At 34.8% G+C, this 23,071-nt stretch carries 21 protein-coding genes and 1 tRNA gene; 17 read left to right on the top strand and 5 right to left on the bottom strand.

Annotated features, from left to right (window positions below):
• Positions 1-245: 245 nt before the first annotated feature.
• Both JOE44_RS21255 and JOE44_RS21250 read right to left on the bottom strand, forming a co-directional pair.
• Complete coding sequence (locus JOE44_RS21255; RefSeq protein ID WP_105681426.1) at positions 246-455, bottom strand: hypothetical protein; 210 nt, start codon at positions 453-455, stop codon at positions 246-248.
• Between the two features lie 65 nt (positions 456-520).
• Positions 521-718, bottom strand: coding sequence for a hypothetical protein (locus tag JOE44_RS21250; protein ID WP_123864421.1), 198 nt, complete (start codon positions 716-718; stop codon positions 521-523).
• Between the two features lie 334 nt (positions 719-1,052).
• Here JOE44_RS21250 and thrA point away from each other — a divergent pair, with 334 nt between their 5' ends.
• The 9 genes from thrA to JOE44_RS21200 all read left to right on the top strand — a co-directional run bounded on the left by thrA (position 1,053) and on the right by JOE44_RS21200 (position 10,621).
• Complete coding sequence (thrA, locus tag JOE44_RS21245) at positions 1,053-3,500, top strand: bifunctional aspartate kinase/homoserine dehydrogenase I (RefSeq protein WP_209787346.1); 2,448 nt, start codon at positions 1,053-1,055, stop codon at positions 3,498-3,500.
• A 10-nt stretch (positions 3,501-3,510) separates the two neighbouring features.
• Positions 3,511-4,437 carry a homoserine kinase gene (locus JOE44_RS21240; RefSeq protein ID WP_209787344.1) on the top strand — a complete coding sequence of 309 codons (927 nt, stop codon included), beginning with the start codon at positions 3,511-3,513 and terminating at the stop codon, positions 4,435-4,437.
• 15 nt (positions 4,438-4,452) lie between these two features.
• Complete coding sequence (thrC, locus tag JOE44_RS21235; RefSeq protein WP_209787342.1) at positions 4,453-5,757, top strand: threonine synthase; 1,305 nt, start codon at positions 4,453-4,455, stop codon at positions 5,755-5,757.
• Between the two features lie 4 nt (positions 5,758-5,761).
• A complete protein-coding gene (gene folB, locus JOE44_RS21230) occupies positions 5,762-6,130 on the top strand; it encodes a dihydroneopterin aldolase (RefSeq protein WP_209787340.1) in 369 nt (122 codons plus the stop codon).
• Between the two features lie 35 nt (positions 6,131-6,165).
• Entirely contained in the window at positions 6,166-7,530 is a 1,365-nt protein-coding gene (locus JOE44_RS21225; protein WP_209787338.1) for a DUF4403 family protein, read from the top strand.
• A 41-nt stretch (positions 7,531-7,571) separates the two neighbouring features.
• The gene (locus tag JOE44_RS21220) at positions 7,572-8,069 is read left to right on the top strand and encodes an RDD family protein (RefSeq protein ID WP_209787336.1); all 498 of its coding nucleotides are present in this window, start codon (positions 7,572-7,574) and stop codon (positions 8,067-8,069) included.
• 58 nt (positions 8,070-8,127) lie between these two features.
• Positions 8,128-8,198: transfer RNA gene (locus JOE44_RS21215), tRNA-Cys, on the top strand.
• Between the two features lie 1,092 nt (positions 8,199-9,290).
• Complete coding sequence (locus tag JOE44_RS21205; RefSeq protein WP_209787332.1) at positions 9,291-9,470, top strand: hypothetical protein; 180 nt, start codon at positions 9,291-9,293, stop codon at positions 9,468-9,470.
• Between the two features lie 317 nt (positions 9,471-9,787).
• Positions 9,788-10,621: a glycosyltransferase family 2 protein gene (locus JOE44_RS21200; RefSeq protein ID WP_209787330.1), complete on the top strand. Its 834-nt coding sequence runs from the start codon at positions 9,788-9,790 to the stop codon at positions 10,619-10,621.
• Between the two features lie 475 nt (positions 10,622-11,096).
• Here JOE44_RS21200 and JOE44_RS21195 read toward each other — a convergent pair whose 3' ends face one another.
• On the bottom strand, positions 11,097-11,537 hold the full coding sequence (locus JOE44_RS21195; RefSeq protein ID WP_209787328.1) for a hypothetical protein: 441 nt from the start codon (positions 11,535-11,537) through the stop codon (positions 11,097-11,099).
• Positions 11,538-11,780: 243 nt separating this feature from the next.
• Here JOE44_RS21195 and JOE44_RS21190 point away from each other — a divergent pair, with 243 nt between their 5' ends.
• The 8 genes from JOE44_RS21190 (at position 11,781) to JOE44_RS21155 (ending at position 21,077) form a co-directional block, all read left to right on the top strand.
• Positions 11,781-12,335 carry a YMGG-like glycine zipper-containing protein gene (locus tag JOE44_RS21190; protein WP_105681439.1) on the top strand — a complete coding sequence of 185 codons (555 nt, stop codon included), beginning with the start codon at positions 11,781-11,783 and terminating at the stop codon, positions 12,333-12,335.
• Positions 12,336-12,454: 119 nt separating this feature from the next.
• On the top strand, positions 12,455-14,026 hold the full coding sequence (locus JOE44_RS21185) for a hypothetical protein (RefSeq protein WP_245169835.1): 1,572 nt from the start codon (positions 12,455-12,457) through the stop codon (positions 14,024-14,026).
• A 50-nt stretch (positions 14,027-14,076) separates the two neighbouring features.
• On the top strand, positions 14,077-15,147 hold the full coding sequence (gene aroC / locus JOE44_RS21180) for a chorismate synthase (RefSeq protein WP_209787326.1): 1,071 nt from the start codon (positions 14,077-14,079) through the stop codon (positions 15,145-15,147).
• Positions 15,148-15,164: 17 nt separating this feature from the next.
• Positions 15,165-15,728, top strand: a complete 564-nt coding sequence (locus JOE44_RS21175) for a thioredoxin family protein (RefSeq protein WP_209787324.1) — start codon at positions 15,165-15,167, stop codon at positions 15,726-15,728.
• 8 nt (positions 15,729-15,736) lie between these two features.
• Complete coding sequence (locus tag JOE44_RS21170; protein ID WP_209787322.1) at positions 15,737-16,276, top strand: TlpA disulfide reductase family protein; 540 nt, start codon at positions 15,737-15,739, stop codon at positions 16,274-16,276.
• A gap of 82 nt (positions 16,277-16,358) precedes the next feature.
• Positions 16,359-16,700 (top strand): DUF1232 domain-containing protein, encoded by a 342-nt coding sequence (locus JOE44_RS21165; RefSeq protein ID WP_209787321.1) that lies wholly within the window; start codon positions 16,359-16,361, stop codon positions 16,698-16,700.
• A gap of 121 nt (positions 16,701-16,821) precedes the next feature.
• Positions 16,822-18,201, top strand: coding sequence for an orotidine-5'-phosphate decarboxylase (gene pyrF, locus JOE44_RS21160; protein ID WP_209787318.1), 1,380 nt, complete (start codon positions 16,822-16,824; stop codon positions 18,199-18,201).
• Positions 18,202-18,254: 53 nt separating this feature from the next.
• The gene (locus tag JOE44_RS21155) at positions 18,255-21,077 is read left to right on the top strand and encodes an aminopeptidase (RefSeq protein WP_245169834.1); all 2,823 of its coding nucleotides are present in this window, start codon (positions 18,255-18,257) and stop codon (positions 21,075-21,077) included.
• A gap of 62 nt (positions 21,078-21,139) precedes the next feature.
• On the opposite strand, the gene JOE44_RS21150 is transcribed toward JOE44_RS21155, so the two are convergent.
• Together JOE44_RS21150 and JOE44_RS21145 are read right to left on the bottom strand one after the other, a co-directional pair.
• Entirely contained in the window at positions 21,140-21,949 is an 810-nt protein-coding gene (locus JOE44_RS21150) for a lamin tail domain-containing protein (protein WP_209787316.1), read from the bottom strand.
• A 158-nt stretch (positions 21,950-22,107) separates the two neighbouring features.
• Positions 22,108-22,977 (bottom strand): T9SS type A sorting domain-containing protein, encoded by an 870-nt coding sequence (locus JOE44_RS21145; RefSeq protein WP_245169833.1) that lies wholly within the window; start codon positions 22,975-22,977, stop codon positions 22,108-22,110.
• Between the last annotated feature and the right edge of the window lie 94 nt (positions 22,978-23,071).

The following is a 23,071-nucleotide window of genomic DNA, read 5'->3' as shown; positions in this document are numbered from 1 at the left end:
AGCCAGCCCTTTTTATTTTTAGTCTGCAGGAACTGCAACAAAGCAATCCGCACTTACAACTACGCACATCCTGCAATTCTCCGACAATGTCCAATATGCCTCGCACGAAGGATCACTGGATGAACCCGGCCCAAAAACCAGGTGGGTAGGGCAGCCATCACATCTTGATACACCAGCACCTTTCATCTGTTCCAAATCTCTTCTGTTTAATCTTTTCAAATTTTTCATAAAAGTCAAATTATCTTTTAAGAAACTCCTCCGTCCACACATTCCATACTTACCAGAACACACATCTTGCAATAATCAGGAAGTCCCTGATAAGCAGAACATGGGTACTGATATTCAGGACCATCTCCGAAAGTAGCATGTTGCGGGCATCCTGCACATCTTGACGGACCTGCTGCTCCATTTAATTTTTCAAGTTCTTTTCTGTTTAATTTCTTTAAATTTTTCATAGTCGTTTTAATTAAATTTTGATTTTTAAGTAGATTATTTTCCTGAATCTGATTTCAACCTATTTTTATAAATGAGGATCAAAACATTCAAAGCTCACAAGGACTCTTCCTTTACAACATTCCGGTAAAGCATGGTAATCAGCACATGATCTTGGTTGACCAGGTCCGTAAGGTCCGGCAGGGCAGTTTTCAAAACAGTTATTCACATCTCCTCCATTCATTGATTTCAGATGTTGGCGGTTTAATTTCTTTAAATTTTTCATGATTATTTCGTTATTAGTTAACATTCTAAATGTAACATTTTTAATCAATTACACCAAATATATCTCCTAAAAAGGAAATATATTTTATTATGTTAAAAACTTGGCTGTTCCAAAATAATTTGTACATTTGTCTTGTTACAATGAATTTTCTAAGAAACATATCTGATATTTCTGCCCTGAAATCACTTATTTCAGGCATATCTTCTGTTTCTACATTTGGCACTACAACAATTACCCCGTAACGGGGTAGATTTTCACATATCATTTCCGGTACCCGTACTCTTTTTTTAAAGAGTAACCAATTCTATTTACCCAATTTTCAAAAAAATAATTGATGAAAGTTTTAAAATTCGGCGGAACATCAGTCGCCCATTCTCAGAATATCTTACTGGTGAAAAAAATCATAAAAAATGAATCTTTAAAAAGCAAAGTTGTTGTTATTGTATCAGCTTTACATGGCGTTACTGATCAGTTGATCAAAGCCGCAGAATATGCTTCAGTAAAAGATGAAAACTATATTCAGATTGTCAAGAACCTTGAGGAAAAACATATCAGTCTGGTAAAAGAACTATTCCCAATCACAGAACAGAGCTCATGGTTAAGTTTTGTAAAAAAACACTTCAACGATATCGAAGATCTCTGCAATGGAATCGCTGTCCTTGGTGAATTGACAGACAGAATTAAAGATAAAATCGCTTCTTATGGAGAATTTCTGTCATCAAAAATCATAGCAGCAAAGCTCCAGCATGAAGGATTAGATTGTGGATGGATGAATTCCGCAGAGCTGATCAGAACGGATAGTAATTTCACTCACGCAAAAGTAGATTTTGACTCTACCGAAAAAAATATCATCAATTTCCTGAATGAAAATCAAAACCATATCATTGTAGGTCCAGGTTTCATAGCTCAAGACGAAAAAAATAATGCAACAACACTAGGAAGAGGAGGCTCAGATTACACTGCTTCCATTATTGCGGCTTCTATTGATGCAGAAGAACTTCAGATCTGGACCGATGTAAGCGGAATGATGACGGCCGATCCACGCCTTGCTTCCAATGCTAAACCTATTTCAGAAATCTCTTACCATGAGGCGATGGAACTGTCTCATTTCGGGGCAAAAGTGCTTTATCCACCTTCCATTCAGCCTGTGATGGTAAAAAATATAAATCTGATGATCAAAAATACTTTTGATCCGGATGCACAGGGAACTTTAATCTCTCATCAACTGAAATCTTCAGACAATGAAAAACAGATTGCCGTAGGTATTTCCAATATGAACAGTATTGCTCTCCTTACATTGGAAGGAAGCGGTATGGTAGGAATTCCGGGTATTTCTTCAAAACTTTTTCAATGTTTAAGCCATGAAAAAATTAATGTCATTCTTATTACACAAGGATCTTCAGAACATTCTATCACTATTGCTATTGAAGAAAAAGAAGCGTTACGTGCTGAACATGCAATCAATTTTTCTTTTGCTGATGATATCGACCTGAAAAGAGTTTATGCAGTAAATATTGAAACAGGGCTTTCCATTGTCGCTTTGGTAGGAGAAAGTATGAAAAGCAGAAGTGGTGTGAGTGCAAAAATGTTCGGATGCCTCGGAAATAACGGAATCAATATAAGAGCGATTGCTCAGGGGTCTTCAGAAAGAAATATCAGCATTGTTATTTCAGAAAAAGACAGTAAAAAAGCAGTGAACGTCCTTCATGAAGAATTTTTTGAATCTGAAATAAAGCAGATCCATCTTTATATCTGTGGTACAGGGAATGTAGGATCTAAGCTGATTCAACAGATCTATGACCAAAATGATTATTTAAAAGAAAATTTTTTAATTAACCTTAGAATTGCAGGAATTTCCAACAGTCGTCATATGATATTTTCAGATCAGGGAATGTCAAAGGAAAACTATCTTATCTGGAGCCAGCAAGGTGAAAAAGCCTCTCCGAGAGATTTTGCTGATGAAATTATCCGCAGAAACCTTAGAAATTCTGTTTTCGTTGATGTTACTGCAAGTTCAGACATTCCTGAAGTGTATGAAAGCTTATTAAAAAGAAGTGTAAATATTGTGGCCTGTAATAAAATTGCAGCCTCTTCAGATTATAAAAAATATAAAGCGTTAAAAGATACAGCAAGAAATCATAACTGTAATTTTTATTTTGAAACCAATGTAGGAGCAGGGCTTCCGGTAATAGGAACAATCAATGACCTCATCAAAAGCGGAGACCAAATCCAGTCTATTCAGGCTGTATTGAGTGGAACATTGAATTTTGTATTTAATGAATATGACGGCAGCAGAACATTTTCTGAAGTAGTGGCACAGGCTCAGAAAGAAGGCTACACTGAACCTGATCCAAGACTTGACCTGTCCGGAACAGATGTCGCAAGGAAAATTTTAATTCTGGCAAGAGAGGCAGGATATCCGCTTCAGTTTGATGTCATTGAAAACATAGGTTTTCTACCTGAAGAATGTATGCAGGGAAGCGTTGACAGTTTTTACGAAAAACTTACAGCGTATGAAGAGCATTTTAAAAACTTGCTAAACAAAGCAAAAAACGAAGGCAAAATATTAAAATACGTTGCAAAATTTGAAGATGGAAAAGCAAAAGTCGGGTTACAGCATATTGCTCCGGATAGTGATCTGTTTCACCTTTATGGCAAAGACAATATTGTCATTTTTAAAACCCTCAGATATTCCGAACAACCTTTAGTGGTAAAAGGTGCTGGTGCCGGTGCTGAAGTGACAGCAAGTGGAGTTTTTGCAGATATTATTCGTTCTATATAAAAATACAATTATGAAAAAAGTAAAATTAAAAGTTCCCGCTACTGTTGCCAATCTGGTTTGCGGATTTGATATTTTAGGAATGTCCGTCCATGATCCTTATGATGAGATGGAATTCAGATTATTGGAAACCCCTGAAATTATTATAAAACATATTGATGCTTTCGGGCTTCCTGAAGAGCCTTCCAGAAATGTCGCAGGTATTGTCCTGTTAAAAATTCAGGAATATTTTAATCTGAAAAACGGTTTTGAAGTTATTATCCGTAAACATATAAAACCTGGAAGTGGGCTCGGATCCAGTGCGGCAAGTGCCGCCGGAGCCGCCTTCGGAGCCAATCTATTATTGGGAAATAAACTCTCAAAAGAAGAACTGGTTCATTTTGCCATGTTTGGAGAGGAGCTGGCTTCAGGAGTACGCCATGCAGATAATATCGCTCCATGCATCTATGGTGGAATTACACTGGTAAAATCAACTCATCCTATAGATATTGTTTCCCTGAACAGCCCAGATTTATTTGTAACCGCTGTACATCCGCAGGTGGAAGTCAAAACTTCAGACGCAAGACAGATTTTAAAGAAAAATATCACCTTAAAAAGTGCTGTTGAACAATGGGGAAATATTGCCGGACTTGTAGCAGGAATTCAGAAAAATGATTTCCCTTTGATTGGCCGGAGTCTTAATGATGTTATCATAGAACCTATCCGCAGTATTCTGATTCCGAAATTTGACGAAATCAAAGCAAAAAGTCTGCAATCAGGTGCATTGGGAGGCGGAATTTCAGGTTCAGGGCCATCCATTTTTATGTTGTCTGAACAAAAAGAAACTGCAGAAAAAATTGCCCGGATGATGAAATCAGTCTATGATGAGATTGAAATTGAAAGCCTGGTATATGTGTCAAAAATAAATCCGTCAGGCATACAAATCGTTGAAGAAGTTTAATCACAAAAAACAGAAATGAAATATTATAATTTAAAAGACCACCTGGAAAACATTGACTTCAGAGGAGCAACAATAAAAGGTCAGGGAAAAGAAAAAGGATTGTTTTTCCCTGAAACCATACCTCAGTTTACTGAAGAATTTATTCAAAATCTTCAGCAGTATTCCAATGAAGAAATTGCTTATCAATGCATGAGAGATTTTGTGGGAGATGAAATTCCTTCAGAAGTATTAAAAGAGATTGTTGCAGAAACCGTCAGCTTTGAAATTCCTTTGGTAAAAATCAATGAGCAGATATCTATACTGGAATTGTTTCATGGGCCTACTCTTGCATTTAAAGATATTGGAGCAAGATTCATGAGCCGTTGTCTGTCTTATTTTCTTAAAGATCAAAAGAAAAAAGTCACCGTTCTTGTAGCTACTTCAGGAGATACCGGCGGTGCTGTTGCGCATGGATTTTATAAAATTCCACAAATCAATGTAGTAATTCTCTATCCTAAAAACAGGGTAAGCCCGGTTCAGGAAAAGCAATTGACTGGATTAGGAGAAAATATTTCAGCATTAGAAGTAAATGGCAGTTTTGATGACTGTCAAAATCTTGTAAAACAAGCTTTTTCAGATGAAGAAATCAACAATGAATTATTTCTGACCTCTGCCAATTCTATCAACGTTGCAAGATGGCTTCCTCAACAGATTTATTATTTAATAGCATTGAAACAATGGCTTCAGCATCATAAGGAACAACCGGTAATCTGTGTTCCAAGTGGTAATTTTGGAAATATCTGCGCCGGACTGCTTGCTCATTTCAGAGGGCTGCCTGCCAGTCATTTTATTGCTGCCTGTAATGCCAATCACGTAGTTCCTGATTATTTTATCACTCAGGATTACCAGCCACAAAAAGCAGTTGCTACCCTATCCAATGCTATGGATGTTGGAAATCCAAGCAATTTTGTAAGAATCCTTGAACTTTTCGGGCATCAGTTTGAAAGTTTAAAAAATAAAATATCAGCTTATTCTATTGATGATGATAAAACGATGAGCACTATAACAGAAGTCTATGAGAAATACGGATATATTCTGGAACCTCACAGTGCGGTTGCTTTTGCCGCAATGGAACAGTATCTGCAGGAAAATCCTGATGAAAAAGGATTTATTCTAGGAACTGCACATCCGGTAAAATTCCCTGATGCTGTGGAAAATGCTATTCATACTCAGATTGAAATTCCGGAATCTTTAAATGAGCTGATGAAAAAGGAGAAAAAAACTGTAGAAATAAATTCAGATTTTGAAGAATTAAGACGATTTTTGCTTCATAAAATCTGAAGCAATGAGCAAAATATATCTTGAAGATGTACGAATATATGCGTACCATGGTGTACTTCCTGAAGAAAATATTATCGGGACCTATTATATTCTGAATGCAGAAGTTCATACCGATCTGTGGAAAGCAGCAGAATCTGATGATTTGCATGACACTATCAGTTATGCAGACATCAATGATATTCTCCACCAGGAAATGAAAATAAAATCCAAATTACTGGAACATGTAGCAGGAAGAATCATCACAAAAATTCATGACAGCTTTCCACAGGTTGATTATATTAAATTAAAAATCACCAAAACAGCTCCACCCATGCAGGGAGAAATGAAAGGTGCCAGCATAGAGCTTGAAAAGAGCTTTAAACCGGAAAATTAAATTGCTTATTTTCGTTTCATTAAAAAACATACACATTGAAATTCGTTAAAATATTATTTTTAGCTGCAGGAATCAGTGCTTTCGGTCAGACGGGTGTTGAGAATCAGCTGGCAGCGTACACCTTTCCAAAGATAAAGTCCAGTATTACAATGCCTGTGACGATTCCTCTTTCGGAACTGAGCAATATGATCAACGCTTCTGTGAAAGATCTGGTTTATCAGGATGATTCCTATACTGATAATAACAATGACCAATTTAAAGTGAAAGTATGGAAAACAAGACCTATCCGTCTTGTAGGAGGAACCAGTCAGAACCTGCTGATTGAAGTTCCTTTAAAAATATGGGCAGAAAAAGGGATCGGTACTTTGGGAGTATATACGTATCAGAATACCACTTTTGAAACAGTAATGTCTTTCAATACAACCGTTACTTTTAAAAATAACTGGACCATTACTACGAATACCCGGCCCAATGGTTTCAGATGGGTAACCAAGCCGGTACTTGATTATGGAAGAATCCAGATTCCTATTACCTCTATTGTGGAAAAAAGTCTAAAGGAACAACAGGAAAAATTCTGTAAAACGATAGATCAGCAAATGGCGACACAACTGAATTTCCAGCAATATGCTTTAATGGCATGGAATACTTTTCTGCAGCCCTTTAATATTTCAGAAGAATATAATACATGGCTTAAAGTAAGCCCTGTAGGAGTGAATATTACCCCTTTAAAGTTTTATGGAAACCAGATCAATGCAACCCTTGGTGTTGATATATTTTCTGAAACTTTTACAGGAAATAAACCTACAGCTTCTTCACCAGTGACCAGTGTTGCCAATTTTAACACCACTCCTACTGTTGCAGACAAATTCATTTTACAGACTACGGCCAATATTCCATTTACAGAAGCAAGTAATATGGCAAGAAAAACCTTTCTGAATAAAGAATTTGAGGTACGTGATTCTAAAGTAAAAATAACGGACATCAGAGTCTATGGGGTTGATAACAGAGTGGTCATTGAAGCTCAAACCGATGGCTATATTAAAGGAACTTCCATCATTTCAGGAATTCCGGTATACGATGAAACAAAAAGAAAAATTGTTTTATCGGAAACGAAATTTAAACTGAAAACGACCAATATCCTGCAAAAAACGGCTTCACTCCTATTCCAGGGAAAAATTGTAAAAATGATTGAAGAAGAATATGGAATTCCCACCCAAGAACTGGAAGAAACTTCAAGAAAAAGTATTGAAGAGGCCTTCAATAAAGAATACTATAAGGGATTAAAAATGAACGGGAAAGTATTCAATCTGAAGCCCAGCAAAATACTACTCAGCAATACTGGTATTACAGCCGTTATTGATACCAACGCTTCACTAAAACTGCTTGTCAACGGATTCTAAAACATCAGATAAAACCAAACTAAAAAACTAATAACCGAACCATGAAAAGAATTCTAAATGTTGTTGAATACAATAAAGCCTCGTCAGGGATTAGGCTTGCCAATTATTTTCTCGATTTTATAATGCTATACGCTATTAATTATATCCTTTCTATTCTTGCTTATTTTCTTTATGAAGTAACTTCAATTGAGTTTTTCTACTATTATAGTAATGGAAATATAGTATGGCAGCTATTTATTGGAAATTTCAATTATTTTCTTTATTACTTTTTGATGGAAAACTATTTAGGAGGCAGAACCGTTGCAAAATATATTACAGGCACCAAAGTAATCAGTACAGATGGTACAAAACCTACTACCCAGCAAATGATGTACAGAAGCCTTTCCAGAATTGTCCCTTTCGATGGGCTTTCATTTCTGGGTGTAAACGGATGGCATGACAGCTGGAGTGATACGAGGGTAATTAATGTTAAAAATTATTACGCTGAAATTCAAGCAAAAAGCGAAATAGAAGACCTTGGAAAGAAAGAATTTGCTTAAAAACTTTTGTTCATAAAGAAATTTCGCTATATTTGCACACCTCAAAAATGGTAAAAATGGTACTTTGGCCGAGCGGCTAGGCAGTGGTCTGCAACACCATCTACAGCGGTTCGAATCCGCTAGGTACCTCAGAAAAAACCTCTAAATAACTTAGAGGTTTTTTTGTTTTCAATCTCATTATTTTTTATATCCCATTCTCTTTTTTATCAATCCTATTACTCATGAAAAAAAACATAATCTTCTTCTTCATTTCATTTGTATTTGCACTGTTGAATGGATATTTTTTTAATTACATAAATGATGTCTATTTTCATTTTGATGTACATCAGAATACACCCATCAATGTTTCGAAAGACGAACTCAACTTCATTGCCATATTCATCGCGCCTTTTCTGGAAACTTTTTTATTTCAGTATCTCCCCTATTTGATTTTAAGTAAATGGATAAAGATCAATAATAAAGCAATTTGTATAATCATAATGAGTATTATTTTCGCATCCATGCACTATTATAATGGGTTGTATATTGTTATGACATTTTTTGGAGGTATTATTTTAAATAATCTTTATGTTTATTACCATCAGCACACCCATCAATACAGTTTTATTCTAACAGTGCTTTTCCACTTGCTATATAATCTTTATGGCTTCTTATTCATCATGTGATTGTTCCATTTTTAATGATATAAAAAAGCCCTTCCCATTCAAAGAAGAGCTTGATAAATAATGTAAAAAAGTAATGATGGATAGAAAATTATCTCGTTCAAAAATAGAGGATTAATCCAACATACTTTTATGAGCAGCGTCATATGGGAATAAAAAAAATCCCCGGAAATTCCGAGGATAAAAACTAATAACCATGAAAACTCAAATTAAACATGAGTTACATTTCTATATTGAAAAATCGTGCCAAGAATAACAATTTCAAGAAAAAAAGTTAATTTCTTTTTATGGCACCATTTTAACCAATTCAGCATTTTAAATCGATTTTAATGATACTTTAAAAACGACTTCATAATTATCTATAATAAGTTCAGATAAATCTAACGCTCTGGCAAAAGTATTAAAAAAAAAATAATTTACATTTTAATAAAATAAAATTTACATTCAGGACATAAAAATTTTTTAAAATACCGATCAGCCACAAAAAAGAAAAATTCACTAAACAAATTGACACACTTTTTTCTATAATTGCTTCCATTCACTAACATGGAAAACCATTATGTCACAAAAAATTTTTAATAAAAAATTTCATGATGCTAAAGGAAAAATATCATCTGGAATTTACAGTTCTATAGCATTTTCTTTCATATATAAAAAGCCCCCAGAAATGGAGGCCTCAAAAAACACAAATGATGAAAAAAAATTTTATATCAGAGATAAAAATTATTTTATCTTTTAATTCTTAGTCAAAGATATACCAGTCTTTTTTTTTATTTTATGAGTATAATCATAAAATTATTATTTCTTTTAAATACAGGATTTCCGGACTATCAGCTTTATTTCTCAAAAAAAGACAATAATAAAAACCCTTTGTGTATATTCTTGTCATCGTTGCAGGTAAATAATGTATTGCTTCTATTTTGATCAATGCATCTAAAAAATATCTTGCTCTTACAGTTGGAAGAATATAAGAAAAAAAATATATATATATAATGATTGAGGTTATGTTTTTCGCATATATTATTTTATAATTTTACATTATTAATTCAAAATGACGTGATAAGTTTCTCTATACTTATAGCCAACTATAATAATGGAAATTATTTCAAGGAGTGCTATGATTCATTAATCAATCAAACCTATGAAAACTGGGAAGCGATTATTATTGATGATGCCTCTACAGATAATTCGGTTGAAATCATACAGTCTCTGATAAAAGATGATTCCCGTTTTAAACTGTATCATCATTCAGTTAATGAAGGCTGTGGATCTACCAAGGCCAATTGTATGAAATATGCTCAGGGTGATTTATGTGCTTATCTGGATCCGGATGATGCTCTTTATCCGGAAGCACTGGAAAAAGTGGCGCTGGAATTTATGAACAGAGATGCTCTGGCCGCCGTATACTCTCAAATGATGATCTGTAATGAAAATCTTGTTCCGGAAAAAGTATACGCGGGTACGAAGCAGATTTATAACAATCGATATTTCTTCAACTGTCCCATTCAGTTTGCCCATCTTTTTACCTTTAAAAGAAAAGTTTATTTAAGAACTGCAGGAATTAATACAAACCTAAAAAATGCAGTAGATCAGGATCTTTATCTGAAAATACTGGAACAGGGAGAAGTAAAATACCTCAAGGAACCTTTGTATCTTTACAGGCTTCACTCCAATGGAATTTCTCAGGATAAAGCAAAACAAAGTGCAAAAGAATCATTTGCAAGAGTGATCCATGATACCATGAAAAGACGGGGACTCAAAACGATTAATCATAAAGCTGTTCCTGAAATTTTCACCAGTTCAAATGAAATTTATGAACTTCTGAATTACCAGACCAACAAAATGCACCGTCTGATCAGCAAAATAAAAGTTACTTTAGATAATATATAAACAAAAAATGCTACTCACTTTGAGTAGCATTTTTTAATAAAATATGGAATGAAAATGTTTCTCATAAAAGTATAGGTTTTTGAACAGGTATCCTATGTGCAAAATCATAAAAACGATCAAAAAAGAAACGGCCTCCTTGCGGAGGCCTAAAAAACACAAATGATGAAAAAAATCTATTTAGAAAAATCCAAACAGAATATTGTGGAATCATTCAGCATGACCATTACATTACATTTTCTAAGCAGAAAAAATAATACAATATCGGAACAGAAGAATGAATGCTTTCTATAAGAATCAAACTGCACCCTGAAGATAAATCAAAATATAATTTACATTATTAAAAATGTTCAGACTATTCACATTGAATGTAAAATCAATTAAACCAAACAAAAACTATGTATAATTATTTTAATTATTAAAAATCTTCATTACTGGAATGGGTAAATTTAGCTAAATATTTATTCGCTCACAAGGCTTATTCCTCCCAAATGATCGGAATATATATTGTAATATAACCCTCAGAATCTACCTGTGCATCAGAAACTGTGGCAACTACCGTTCCATATCCTACCCAGCCTCCCTGTCCCTGCATTACAGAAAAAGTATAGGTTCCTGCAGGAAGTCCGTCATAATATTGGGGAACAGACTGAAATCCACCACCATAATACGTATCATACACTTCTCCTGTAGCCATATTTTCAGCAAGAAAACTTCCTACATCATAATTTCCCGAAAGAATTTTTGTTCCATTTTTTGAAAGAAGACCATAACGAATCTTATAAGTCTGAGTTGTTGGGGTCTTATCAGTTATTTCTGAACAGCCTTTATGGGTCTCTGTTATTTCCTTAGAGGTAAACGATGTTGTGACAGCCAGCAGTCCAATAAATGCTGATACTGTAAAAATTGATTTTTTCATATTAAAAAGTAATTTGGTATTCAAAAATACTCAACTTATATGAATTTAAGAAAAACTATCAATGAATTTAAATTTACAAATAAAGCTTAAACCCCGCATTAATAACATAAAATTCATCATCATTAAAAATCATTTTCCTTTTTATTCTCATTTTTAACACTCGTTAACTAAAATTTGGCTTCATAATTGAAAATAAAACTAAAATTAAAGTCGTTTTGGCTTTATCTTATTAAAATTTGAATTATGAGAAAGATAGTATTAGCAGGTTTTTTGTCTGTTTTTTTAATGACAGCCTGCAAGAAAGATGACAGCGTTGCTGAAAAATCACTGGAAGTACAGAAACTTGAATTTCAGGCCAGACAACTTGAAATAGAAAAGCAAAAACTGGCTATTGAGAAAGAAAAGCTGGTATATGAAGCTCAGAAAAAAGCAGATAGTATATCAGAAAGTAAAAAAGCAAAAGCTACTGCTGAAAATAATTCAAAACCACAGGTGATCAGAGAAACACGAACAGTATATAGAGACAGAAGCTCCAATTCCAATTCTGGAGGAAGCAGCAACGGAAGTTATGCCAACAACGGAAGTGGTACTTCACAGGGAACTACTCAGAAAAAAGGATGGAGTAAAGCTGCGAAAGGGACGGTCATTGGTACTGTAGGTGGAGCTGCTGCCGGAGCCCTTATTGCTAAGAAAAACAGAGGACTGGGAGCTGTAATTGGTGGTGTTGTAGGAGGCGCTACAGGATATACCATTGGTAGATCACAGGATAGAAAAGACGGAAGGGTACAACCTCGTTAATAAATATTTTTAATGATAGAATATAAAGATTGCTTACTTTTAAGCAATCTTTTTTTATGGTATTGATTCTATTTTCTTCTATTTTCATCATTCCCGTCCTGATGGGTTGGGGAAAAATCATGGAAAATATATGGGGAATTTTATTTCAAGGCATCTCCTGGAAAATGATATCCGGAATCATAGGAATAACACTGATATGGACACTTACCTCTTTTTTCGTACCCTTAAATATAAATGTAGAAGTACCTTCAATCCTATTGGGACTATTCTTTTTCTTTAAAAACAAACTCTATCAGGAATTTCATCAATTTTCAAAAAAAGATTTTACAGTATTAAGTGTAATTTCTCTGACGATTATCTTCGCGGGTTCCTTTTACCCTTATATATTAGATCATTTCGGATATTATATTCCCACATTGAAATGGCTTACAGAATATGGGCTGATAAAGGGTATTTCCAATGTAGACCTCACCTTAGGACAAATGTCTCTCTGGCATATTTTTCAGGCTGGATTTTCAAATTTTTCCGATCCGTTTTTAAGAATCAACACGGTTCTCCTGATGATCTATACATTTTATATTATTGAAAGAAAAAACTGGATCCATCTTTGTTTCCTTCCGGTATTACTGCTATTTTCACAATCTCCAAGCCCTGACCTTCCGGTTATAGTTTTCTCATTGATTATTTTAAATGAACTTATTGCCGGAAATAGGAATACCATCATCCTTTTTGCCTTTTCAGTTTTTGTTTTTGCTATAAAACCTACCATGATATGGCTTCCTGTCCTGACTTTCTTAGTCTCTCTTTTTATTTTTAAAAGTAACTTTAAACAACTTCTTTTGGGAGGAGCAATTCTCTTTTTATTTTTCACTAAAAATATCTGGACATTCGGATATCCTGTCTTTCCTGTAGCAATAGGTGATCTGGGACTATCCTGGAAACCCAATCCGGAAATTTTAAATACTTCTTCACAATTTGCAGTCATGAAGACCTATGACATGCAGTATACCTATGAGGAAATTCAAAAATTTTCAACGGCTGATTATATTAGGAATTGGTTTTCTCTTGAAGGAATCAAATCCAAAATTAATATTCTATTTGTGCTGAGCTTAATTATTTTTTCTGTATTTGCCTGGATAAAAAAGAGAAAACTCATCACGTTAATCTGCATCTCATTATTAATAAAAAGTATATTAATCCTTGCTTTTTCAGCTCAATACAGATTTTTTATCGATGTTTTTTTCGTAATATTCTTTGTCATGTTTCACGAATATTTTGACAAAAAAAAATCCATTATTGTTTTTTCTGCTCTCAGCCTATTTTTCATGTCAATATTATCTTTTCCAGAAATTATTCAAAAATATATTCCAAGTTTTCGGGTCGGAAGTTTTATGAACGGATTACAAAAAGAGCAGATTCTCAAACCTTCAACCTATGAATATCAGCAGTTTGACACATTTAAAGTCGGAAATCTTCAATTTAATGTTTCCCATAATTATCCTTATAGTTTTGATACTCCAATTCCGGCTGTGACTCCTTTCTATATTGTTGAAGATGTGAAAGCAGGTATTTTTCCACAGCTTTTGGACAAAAATGATATCAAAAAAGGATTTATCTGGAAAAAAATGACACCAGAAGAAAAAAGGGAAGCCCAAAAGGTTATCAATAATATCAAAAACACTGATAAATAGAACAAATCCAGAAACTTTATTATCTGAAGAAAAAAAGGTAATTTTGTATCATGTTCAACACATTAGGTAATCTTCTTAGTCTTACAACATTTGGAGAAAGTCACGGAGTGGCTTATGGCGGTATCATCAATAATTTTCCGGCAGGTTTAGCGGTAGATCTCGATAAAGTTCAGTATGAATTGAACCGAAGAAAACCCGGCCAGTCCGCAATCGTTACACAAAGAAAAGAAAGTGACACAGTAAAGTTTCTTTCCGGAATCTTTGATGGGAAAACAACAGGTACGCCAATTGGTTTTATCATTGAAAACGAAAATCAGAAATCAAAAGATTATGACCATATCGCAGGTGCATATCGTCCAAGTCATGCTGATTTCACCTATGACCAGAAATTTGGTTTCAGAGATCACCGTGGAGGAGGAAAATCTTCTGCCAGAGAAACAATGAACTGGGTAGTAGCCGGGGCACTTGCCAAGCAGCTTTTACCCAACATTGAGATCAATGCTTATGTATCTTCTGTAGGTGATATTTTCTGTGAAAAACCTTATCAGGATTTAGATTTTTCTCAAACAGAAAGCAATGATGTTCGTTGTCCTGATGCTGAAACTGCTGAAAAGATGATTTCAAGAATCAAAGAAATCAAAAAAGAGGGTAACACTATCGGAGGAACAATCACTTGTGTGATTAAAAATGTTCCTGTAGGAATTGGTGAGCCTATATTTTCCAAACTTCAGGCTGAGCTTGCCAAAGCAATGCTGAATATCAATGCCTGCAAAGGTTTTGAATACGGAAGCGGTTTCTGTGGAGCTAAAATGACGGGAAAAGAGCACAATGATGCTTTCAATACAGATTTCACTACAAAATCTAACCTTTCCGGAGGTATCCAGGGTGGAATTTCCAATGGAATGGACATCTATTTCCGCGTAGCATTCAAACCTGTAGCAACTATTCTGAGACCTCAGGACAGTATCGATAAAGACGGAAACCCGGTAATCGTAGAAGGAAAAGGACGTCACGATCCTTGTGTAGTTCCAAGAGCGGTTCCTGTAGTGGAAAGTCTTGCTGCATTTGTGCTGGCAGACCTATTTTTGGTCAACAAAACAAGAAATATCAATAATTTTTAACATAAATAGCTTTGGTAATGAAAAATTACTGGGATAAAGGAATTTCATTTGAAGAGTATCTTCAGATTGCAAAAGAAAGATTAGAGAATCCTGCTAACCAACAGGAAGCTGACTATAAACAATATTATGAGCTGGGTCTTCAGAGAATGGACAGAACGGTGAAGAAATATGTTCCGAACGAAGATCAGCTGCAAGAACTTGCTGCCAAAAACTTTGACGGAAAGATTTTAATCATTTCTGAAGCATGGTGCGGAGATGCAAGTGCAACAGTGCCTGCTCTTTTCAGATTTTTTGAAGGACATAATGAGGTAAGAGTTTTCCTGAGAGACAGTGATAAAAGCTTGATTAATCAGTTTTTAACCAATGGCACAGAATCTATTCCTAAAGTCATTATCCTTGATAAAGATTTCAAGATAAAAAATTCTTGGGGCCCACGTCCCAAATATGGATATGAGCTGCTGATGAAGTATAAAGCTGATCCCGAAGCGTATCCAAAAGATACATTCTATAATGATCTGCAGATTTATTATGCTAAAAACAGAGGGAAAGATGCTGTTCAGGAAATTTTAGATCTTCTATAAAAAAAGAGATGAAAAAGAGTATCATTTATATTATAATAATAGCGATCATAGGTATTGTTGCTTTTGTTCCGGGAATTAGAAATTTCCTAAAGGATACATTCTTTCCGGTAGCCACTATCGAAAACGCTGTTCATATCAGTGAAGAAGATTATGATGTAGAACTTAAAGGAATCAATGCACCCAGCACCAATCTTAAAAACTTTAAGGACAAAGGTGTTTTCCTTAACTTCTGGGGAACATGGTGTCCACCTTGCAGAAAAGAATGGCCTTCCATTCAGAAATTGTATGACACCAGAAAAGATCATGTAGATTTTGTATTGATTGCCATGAATGATAAAGAGGAAGATGTAAGAAAGTTTTTGAAAGAAAATAACTATACCGTTCCTGTCTATATTGCTCAAAGTCCTATTTCTGAGAAAATTCTTCCCAAGGTATTTCCTACCACTTTCCTACTGGATAAACACGGAAGAATCCTTATTAAAGAGGATGCCACAAAAGACTGGAATACAGAGACTGTGCATCAGTTTATTGATAATATTATCAAATAATATTTTAACTAAATTTTATAATTTGTTGGTACAGGATTTGCGAATTTTATAGCATTGAAAAATTTATTAATCCAAACACAAAATGAAATATTCAAAATTAAATCTTGCAAAAGAAGCCATCAATCATAAGGGCTTTATAAAAAAGATCCCTGATATTTTCAGAATGGTCAGAATGTGGAGAAAAGGAATCTATCCTATGAAATCCATAGACATTATTCTTCCTTTACTGGGAATTTTATATGTGCTCTCTCCTATTGACCTTCTTCCTGAATTTGTGATACCGGTACTTGGAGTCATGGATGATCTGGCAGTATTGTCACTGACTATTCCTAAGCTCATCAAAGAGGTTGACAAGTTTTTATTATGGGAAGCTCAGCAAAAATACAGTGGTGCCCAAGTCATTGATGCTGAAATCGTAAAATAATAGTTTATTATATTTTTCACACCATCCTGCTTAATCCGGGATGGTTTTTTATTTACAAATGAGCGATAAATTTTTAAGCCTTATTTCAATTCCTTAAATTTGCAATATCTAATAAAAAATAATGGAAAGTAAAAAAGAATTCTTCTTAGAGTGCTACAAACTAGGAATCATTAAATTCGGAAGGTTTACCCTGAAAAGTGGTATCGAAAGTCCTTTTTATGTAGACCTGAGACCTTTGGCTTCAGATCCTAAAATTTTAAAAAATCTGGCTAATTATTTATTGGAAATGCTTCCATTAGATAATTTTGATTTAATCTGTGGAGTTCCTTATGCTGCCCTTCCTATGGCCACTGCAATGTCTTTGGAAAGCTATATTCCATTAATTATTAAAAGAAAAGAAGCAAAAAGCTACGGGACAAAAAAACTGATTGAAGGAATTTACCAGAAAGGGCAAAACTGTCTTTTGGTAGAAGATGTGATCACTTCAGGAAAGTCTTTATTAGAAACCATTCCTGAAATAGAACAGGAGGATCTTAAAGTTTCGGATATCGTTGTGGTACTGGACAGAGAGCAGGGAGGAAAACAATTACTGGAAAGCAAAGGATTTAGAGTGCACACTCTTTTCAATATTTCCGAAGTATGCGGTATTCTTCAGGAAACGGGTGAATTGTCTGATGAAGAGGTAAAAAGAATCCAGGACTTCCTTCAGGGAAATCACATTCAGTTCGAAGAAGAAACAAGATCTTCTTATGAGCAGAAACTTCAGGTTACCCAACATTCTGTTTCAAAAAAATTACTGGAAACAGCTTTAGCAAAAAAATCAAACCTTATTGCTTCTGCTGATGTTACTACCACTCAGGAGTTATTGGAGCTGGCTGAAAAGGTAGGTCCTCATATTGTTGCTTTAAAAACGCATATCGATATTATTTCTGATTTCGAATATGAAAAAACAATCACTCCTCTAAAAGCTATTGCTGCAAAACATCAGTTCTTATTGATGGAAGACAGAAAATTTGCTGACATTGGAAATACACAGGAACTTCAGTTTACCAGTGGAGTTTTCAAAATTACAAATTGGGCAGATTTTGTAACCTCTCAGGTAATCGGAGGTTTTGAATCCTTAGACTGCTTCAGCAATGTAGGGGTAGTAGCTATTGTTGGAATGTCTTCCAAAGGAACCTTAACAACAGCAAGCTATCGTGAAGAAGCTTTAAAAGTAGCATTATCGCATCCTAATGTTATTGGTGGTGTATCTCAGAATAAAATTCCTGAAGACCTTTTATTGTTCACTCCAGGGGTAAACCTTGCAGATTCAGGAGATGGTAAAGGACAGCAGTACAACACACCAGAACATGTTTTCAAGACTTTGCATACAGATTTTATTATCGTAGGAAGAGGAATCTACAAATCCAACGATCCTGAAGCGTCTGCAATCACTTATAAAACAGAAGGATGGAATGCCTATATTAATTCTTTGGAAAAAAAAGCAATTCAGGGTTAAAATCCTATAAAGTATATACAAAATAAGTTATATTTGGGCTTTATCACGAATATTTGAAAAAGATCAGCATTTGCCTTATTTTGTTATGGGGAGTTGTACAGGTTTCTGCACAGACAGACAGTATATACGTTGAAACGAAACTGTCTCCTGACAAAAAGAACCTTGATGTCAGCCAGGAAATTGTTTACTACAATCATTCCGGGAAAGACCTGCAAACCGTAAAACTCCTGAATTGGGTTTCCGCGTACAATAAACGGGGAACTTCTTTAGTCTACCGAAAACTGGAAGACCGAAATAATGATTTGCATTTTGCGAAGAGCGATCAATTGGGAAAACTTCTTGAACTGAACATTAAAAGTTCTGAAAATGAAGCAATTCCCGTCAATACACTTTCAGATGAAAATATTTTTATTCCTCTGAAAAATGTATTAAAACCTGGCGAGAGCGTCACATTACAGTTGCAGTACAGGATGCAGCTTCCCGATAAAACATTTACGGGATACGGAACATCCGCTCAGAATACTGTATTAAAATATTTCTTTATTGTTCCGGATCATTTTGATCCGGACAATATTTCTAAAAGAAACTACCATGATATTGAAGAACAGGTAAGTTTCAATACTTTCTGGACCATCAACTTTGATATTCCTGTTAATAATTTTGTAGAAGGTAATCTTCCACAGGTACAGATGAATTCATTTAAGGGATACCTTGATTCCGATCCTGAATTTTTAATTTCTTCAACCAGTTTTCCTTCCATAAAAACCAATGTTGACGGAGAGGAAATCGAAATCAAATTTGGGTATAATCTAAAACCGGAGGAAAAACAAAATCTGGAGTTTTATCTTCCCTTACATTTAAAATTCCTTAAGGAACGCATCGGAGTTCTTCCGAAAAGTATTTTTATTTCAGATAAATTCAGAGCTAAAGAAGACTTTTTCGGAAATAATGATATTACTTTCTGGAAATTCAGATTCCGTCTGTTTACCGATACTGAAAAAACAGATCTGGATTATTTCGGGATCATTGCCAAGAAAATTCTTGATGAAAGCGTTATTGCAGATAAAGAAAAAGACCACTGGTTTAAAAATGGGTTAAAATCTTATCTGGAAATTCAGTATCTCAAAAAATTCTATGCTGATACAAAACTTTTAGGAACGCTACCCGAAACCAGAATATTTGGGCTCAAACCTTTAAAATTATTCCATGCATCCAAAGTAAAACTTCTGGATCGCTATGGACTTTCCTATCAATACATCATGCTGCAAAATCTTGATCAGAAGATTGATGAACACTTCCCTGTTTTGAGTAATTTCAATGACATGGCCATCAGCAGCTTTGAAACAGGAAGTCTTTTCAACTATTCGGCTGACAAAATGGGATACGATAACTTCAATGGGATTGTAAAGAATTATATTTCTCAGAATTCCGGAAAAAAAATCAATACTGAAGAATTCCTGACCGCTCTTTCAGAAAATAATAAATCAACAGCTTATCTCTCCAACTTTTTCAAACAAAAGAACCGTGTTGATTTTAAACTAAAAAATATTAGAAAAGAAAATGATTCTCTACAAATAAAAATTGTAAAGAATACAGATATTTCCATTCCGGTAAAGCTGGAAACAGAAACCAGAGAAGGAGAAAAGAAGGCCTATTGGATAGACACCGAAGAAAACGAACGTATCACCAGCCTTTCTCTTCCCGCATCAGAAAATATTTATAAAGTCACTCTAAACAGCGGATATATTTTCCCTGAATCCAATTACAGAGATAATTTTCTGTATGCAAAAGGCCTGTTTTCCAATGCAAAAAAAATTAAACTAAAATTAATAAAAGATATTCCAAACCCGGAATACAATGAAGTTTACCTCAGCCCAAGGGTACGTTTTAACAATACGTATGATAAATTTCTTTTGGGAATCAATTTAAAAAACCAGTCTTTCTTTGATCAGAAATTTTTGTATTCGGTTACTCCGACTTATAGTACCGGAACAGGAAAACTGACGGGTTCTGGAGCAGTCTCCTATTCTATCCTGCCTGCAGAAAGCATTATCCGAAGTTTAACATTCGGACTTTCGGGTTCTTATTTTCATTATGATTATGACCTTGCCTACAGAAAAACCTCAATATCTTCTTCTATCAACTTCAGGAAGAACCCGAGAAGTACTGTAAGCAGAGGTCTAGGGATTTCCTATAATTATTTTGAAAGGGATCTGAGTCCTAAAATGATCGCTAATAATGATTATAGCAAGTATAATCTCTGGAGTATCGGCTATGGCTATAGTGACAACCAGATGATTCATGAAAAAAGCTTTAGTCTAAGTACGCAGGGAATGGAAGATTTTAATAAAATAACGGCTGAAGGTTTCTACAGATGGGAATTTGCTCCTAAGCAAAAACTGAGTTTACGTTTATTTGCCGGATATTTTATAAGAAACAACACCCGAAATAACCTTTTCGACTATGGAATTTCCAGGGTTTCCAACTATTCATTCTCTTATACGCTTTTAGGAGAAAGTGCCAGCAGTGGCCTTCTTTCCCAACAGTTTATATTAGCTGATGGTGGTTTTAAATCTTTTCTTCCGGGAACAGTGAACCAATGGATCACTTCTGCCAACGTGGATTCAAGCGTCTGGAAAATATTCCATGTGTATGCTGATGCCGGTGTTTATAAAAACAAAGATCTTCCCGCCAAATTCATATGGGATACCGGAGTTAAGGTAAGAATCATTCCTGATTTTCTGGAAGTTTATTTCCCGATACAATCTTCTTTAGGTTTTGAGCCATCGTTCAAAGATTATGGAAAGCGTATCAGATATACATTAATTCTTAATCTTGGTTCCATTATTAATGCTGCAAGAAGAGGTTGGTATTAAACTTATGGTAATAAAAAATAAAAGAACAGTTCATTAATGAGCTGTTCTTCTTTATTAAAAAACTAATCTTTTATAATTTTCTGTGAGATCGGAATATTATTAATGGTTCCTGTGACAATATAAGTTCCTTTTGGAAGCTCTGCAATATCAAGAGTTGAAGCTAATTTTGTAGGGGATTTTTTAACAACCTGTCTGAATGTATCGTAAACTTTCACATCTTTCACCTCGGTTCCGAACACTACTTTACTGTCTTTTATAAAAGGATTCTGTACAAAACCAGATTTCACACTGCCTTCAAGGGAAAAGTCTGCCATATTATCATTACTTCCAACCATCGTTCTTTTAATAGCCGTTGTTGTAGTGGGAGAAGGAGCCGGCCCATCTCCTTTAAACTGATCTGCATTTGATCCATATCCTACAAAATCCAGTACATTGGATGCGGAAGGTCCCGTCACCTGCAATATATTTCCGGCCAAAGCAACTTTTCCTGATACGCTGGAGATTTTCATCCCGGAAGATTTATTGGGAGTTCCGTCGAAATTAGTGATTGTAGTGGCAATAAAATCCGGTGTTGGTAGGTTTTCAACGCCTCCTTCAATTGCTGACTCCTGAATCAAATAAGTTTCTTCAGGGCCTAAAGTAAAGTCAGGCAGTGTATGATATTCGGTAAAAGCACCTATCGCCGGAGCATATTGAATGCTTGCTCCCGTTAAAGAAACCAAAGTAGTTCCGATATTTTTAAGGACAATATAATTATTCTTCAATACAGCACCAGAACTTGCATTCCCACCATAGATTTCATTAATCACAATCTGGGCATTTGAAAAAGAAGTTAATACTATAAGTCCAACAAGAGTAAAGATTTTTTTCATCGTAATAATTTTAAAGAAATGGATCAATAATAAAACATCAAAAACAATACCACCAAATTAAGAAATATATGGGATACAAAAATCTCAAAACCAGTAATAATTGTATAAAAAACAGCCACTTCAATGAAGTGGCTGCATGTATTTTTATCTAAAAGAGATTAGTCTTTAAGAACTTTTTGAGAGACCGGTTGGTTGTTCACTGTACCTGTTACGATATAGCTTCCTTTTGCCAGCTCAGCAACGCTTACCGTTTCGTTTTGTTTTACAGAAGCTTCTTTTACAAGCTGTCCGAACATATTGAAAACTTTCACATCTTTTACATCAGATCCGAAAACAATCTCGTTATTTTTAACGAAAGAATTCTTTACAAAGTTTCGTGATTTTACGTTTTTAGCATCAATAACAGCTAGAGAAGCAGTAGATGAAGTTACCATTAAAGAAATATCATCTATTCTCCAGTTGGCAGTACCAAGAGATGGAGTTCCCGTACCAGGGCTGTCGCTTCCATAGATTCTTAAAGTAACCGGAGCAGATTCCGCACCTACTAAATTAGTTCCTGAAAAAGTGATGCTATTCAATGTCCATGTACTGTTGTTGTTAACATTTACAGTACCTATTGCAGTAGCATAATTATCAATACTGGAATATACTGTAATCTTTCCCGGTCCGGTAGAGGTACCTCTGGACCCTAGACTTAAAGAATTCAATGTAACTTTATTACCCGCAACAGGAGTAACAGTAACACTAAAATAAGTACTTGTAGCAGTAGAAAGAGCCTCTTTAAAAGCTGCAGCACCAAAATTACTGGATCCGCTTGCTCCTGTATAACCTGAAGACACAGATGTAGCGGTAATTAAATTCGTAGTACCGTTATTATTTCCCTGGGTAGCTGCAAATGCTACATTTGAAATATTAGCATTTGTACCCGAAACAGGATTTACAGAAGTACCGTCCCAAAGGTATGTTGTTTGTGCAAAAGCAACTGCACTCATCATCACCGTTGCAAAAAGAGAATAAATTTTTTTCATGATTTAACATTTTTATAATTAATAATTTCCTTGATAAAAGTACATCGTTTTATTTTTTTTGACACAATAAACAGGTTAAGTTTCTGTTAATAAT

The organism is Chryseobacterium sp. PvR013 (assembly GCF_017833095.1).
Lineage (GTDB): Bacteria > Bacteroidota > Bacteroidia > Flavobacteriales > Weeksellaceae > Chryseobacterium > Chryseobacterium culicis_A.
This window is presented reverse-complemented; position numbering and strand designations above follow the sequence as displayed.

Bases quoted from the DNA above. Each gene is read 5' to 3' on its own strand.
- JOE44_RS21185 (WP_245169835.1), top strand. From the start codon at position 12,455: ATGGAAAATATATGGGGAATTTTATTTCAAGGCATCTCCTGGAAAATG.
- thrC (WP_209787342.1), top strand. From the start codon at position 4,453: ATGAAATATTATAATTTAAAAGACCACCTGGAAAACATTGACTTCAGA.
- JOE44_RS21195 (WP_209787328.1), bottom strand. From the start codon at position 11,537: ATGAAAAAATCAATTTTTACAGTATCAGCATTTATTGGACTGCTGGCT.
- JOE44_RS21255 (WP_105681426.1), bottom strand. From the start codon at position 455: ATGAAAAATTTAAAGAAATTAAACAGAAAAGAACTTGAAAAATTAAAT.
- JOE44_RS21190 (WP_105681439.1), top strand. From the start codon at position 11,781: ATGAGAAAGATAGTATTAGCAGGTTTTTTGTCTGTTTTTTTAATGACA.
- JOE44_RS21250 (WP_123864421.1), bottom strand. From the start codon at position 718: ATGAAAAATTTAAAGAAATTAAACCGCCAACATCTGAAATCAATGAAT.
- JOE44_RS21175 (WP_209787324.1), top strand. From the start codon at position 15,165: ATGAAAAATTACTGGGATAAAGGAATTTCATTTGAAGAGTATCTTCAG.
- JOE44_RS21165 (WP_209787321.1), top strand. From the start codon at position 16,359: ATGAAATATTCAAAATTAAATCTTGCAAAAGAAGCCATCAATCATAAG.
- JOE44_RS21205 (WP_209787332.1), top strand. From the start codon at position 9,291: ATGTCACAAAAAATTTTTAATAAAAAATTTCATGATGCTAAAGGAAAA.
- thrA (WP_209787346.1), top strand. From the start codon at position 1,053: ATGAAAGTTTTAAAATTCGGCGGAACATCAGTCGCCCATTCTCAGAAT.
- pyrF (WP_209787318.1), top strand. From the start codon at position 16,822: ATGGAAAGTAAAAAAGAATTCTTCTTAGAGTGCTACAAACTAGGAATC.
- aroC (WP_209787326.1), top strand. From the start codon at position 14,077: ATGTTCAACACATTAGGTAATCTTCTTAGTCTTACAACATTTGGAGAA.
- JOE44_RS21150 (WP_209787316.1), bottom strand. From the start codon at position 21,949: ATGAAAAAAATCTTTACTCTTGTTGGACTTATAGTATTAACTTCTTTT.
- JOE44_RS21220 (WP_209787336.1), top strand. From the start codon at position 7,572: ATGAAAAGAATTCTAAATGTTGTTGAATACAATAAAGCCTCGTCAGGG.
- JOE44_RS21170 (WP_209787322.1), top strand. From the start codon at position 15,737: ATGAAAAAGAGTATCATTTATATTATAATAATAGCGATCATAGGTATT.
- JOE44_RS21240 (WP_209787344.1), top strand. From the start codon at position 3,511: ATGAAAAAAGTAAAATTAAAAGTTCCCGCTACTGTTGCCAATCTGGTT.
- JOE44_RS21145 (WP_245169833.1), bottom strand. From the start codon at position 22,977: ATGAAAAAAATTTATTCTCTTTTTGCAACGGTGATGATGAGTGCAGTT.
- folB (WP_209787340.1), top strand. From the start codon at position 5,762: ATGAGCAAAATATATCTTGAAGATGTACGAATATATGCGTACCATGGT.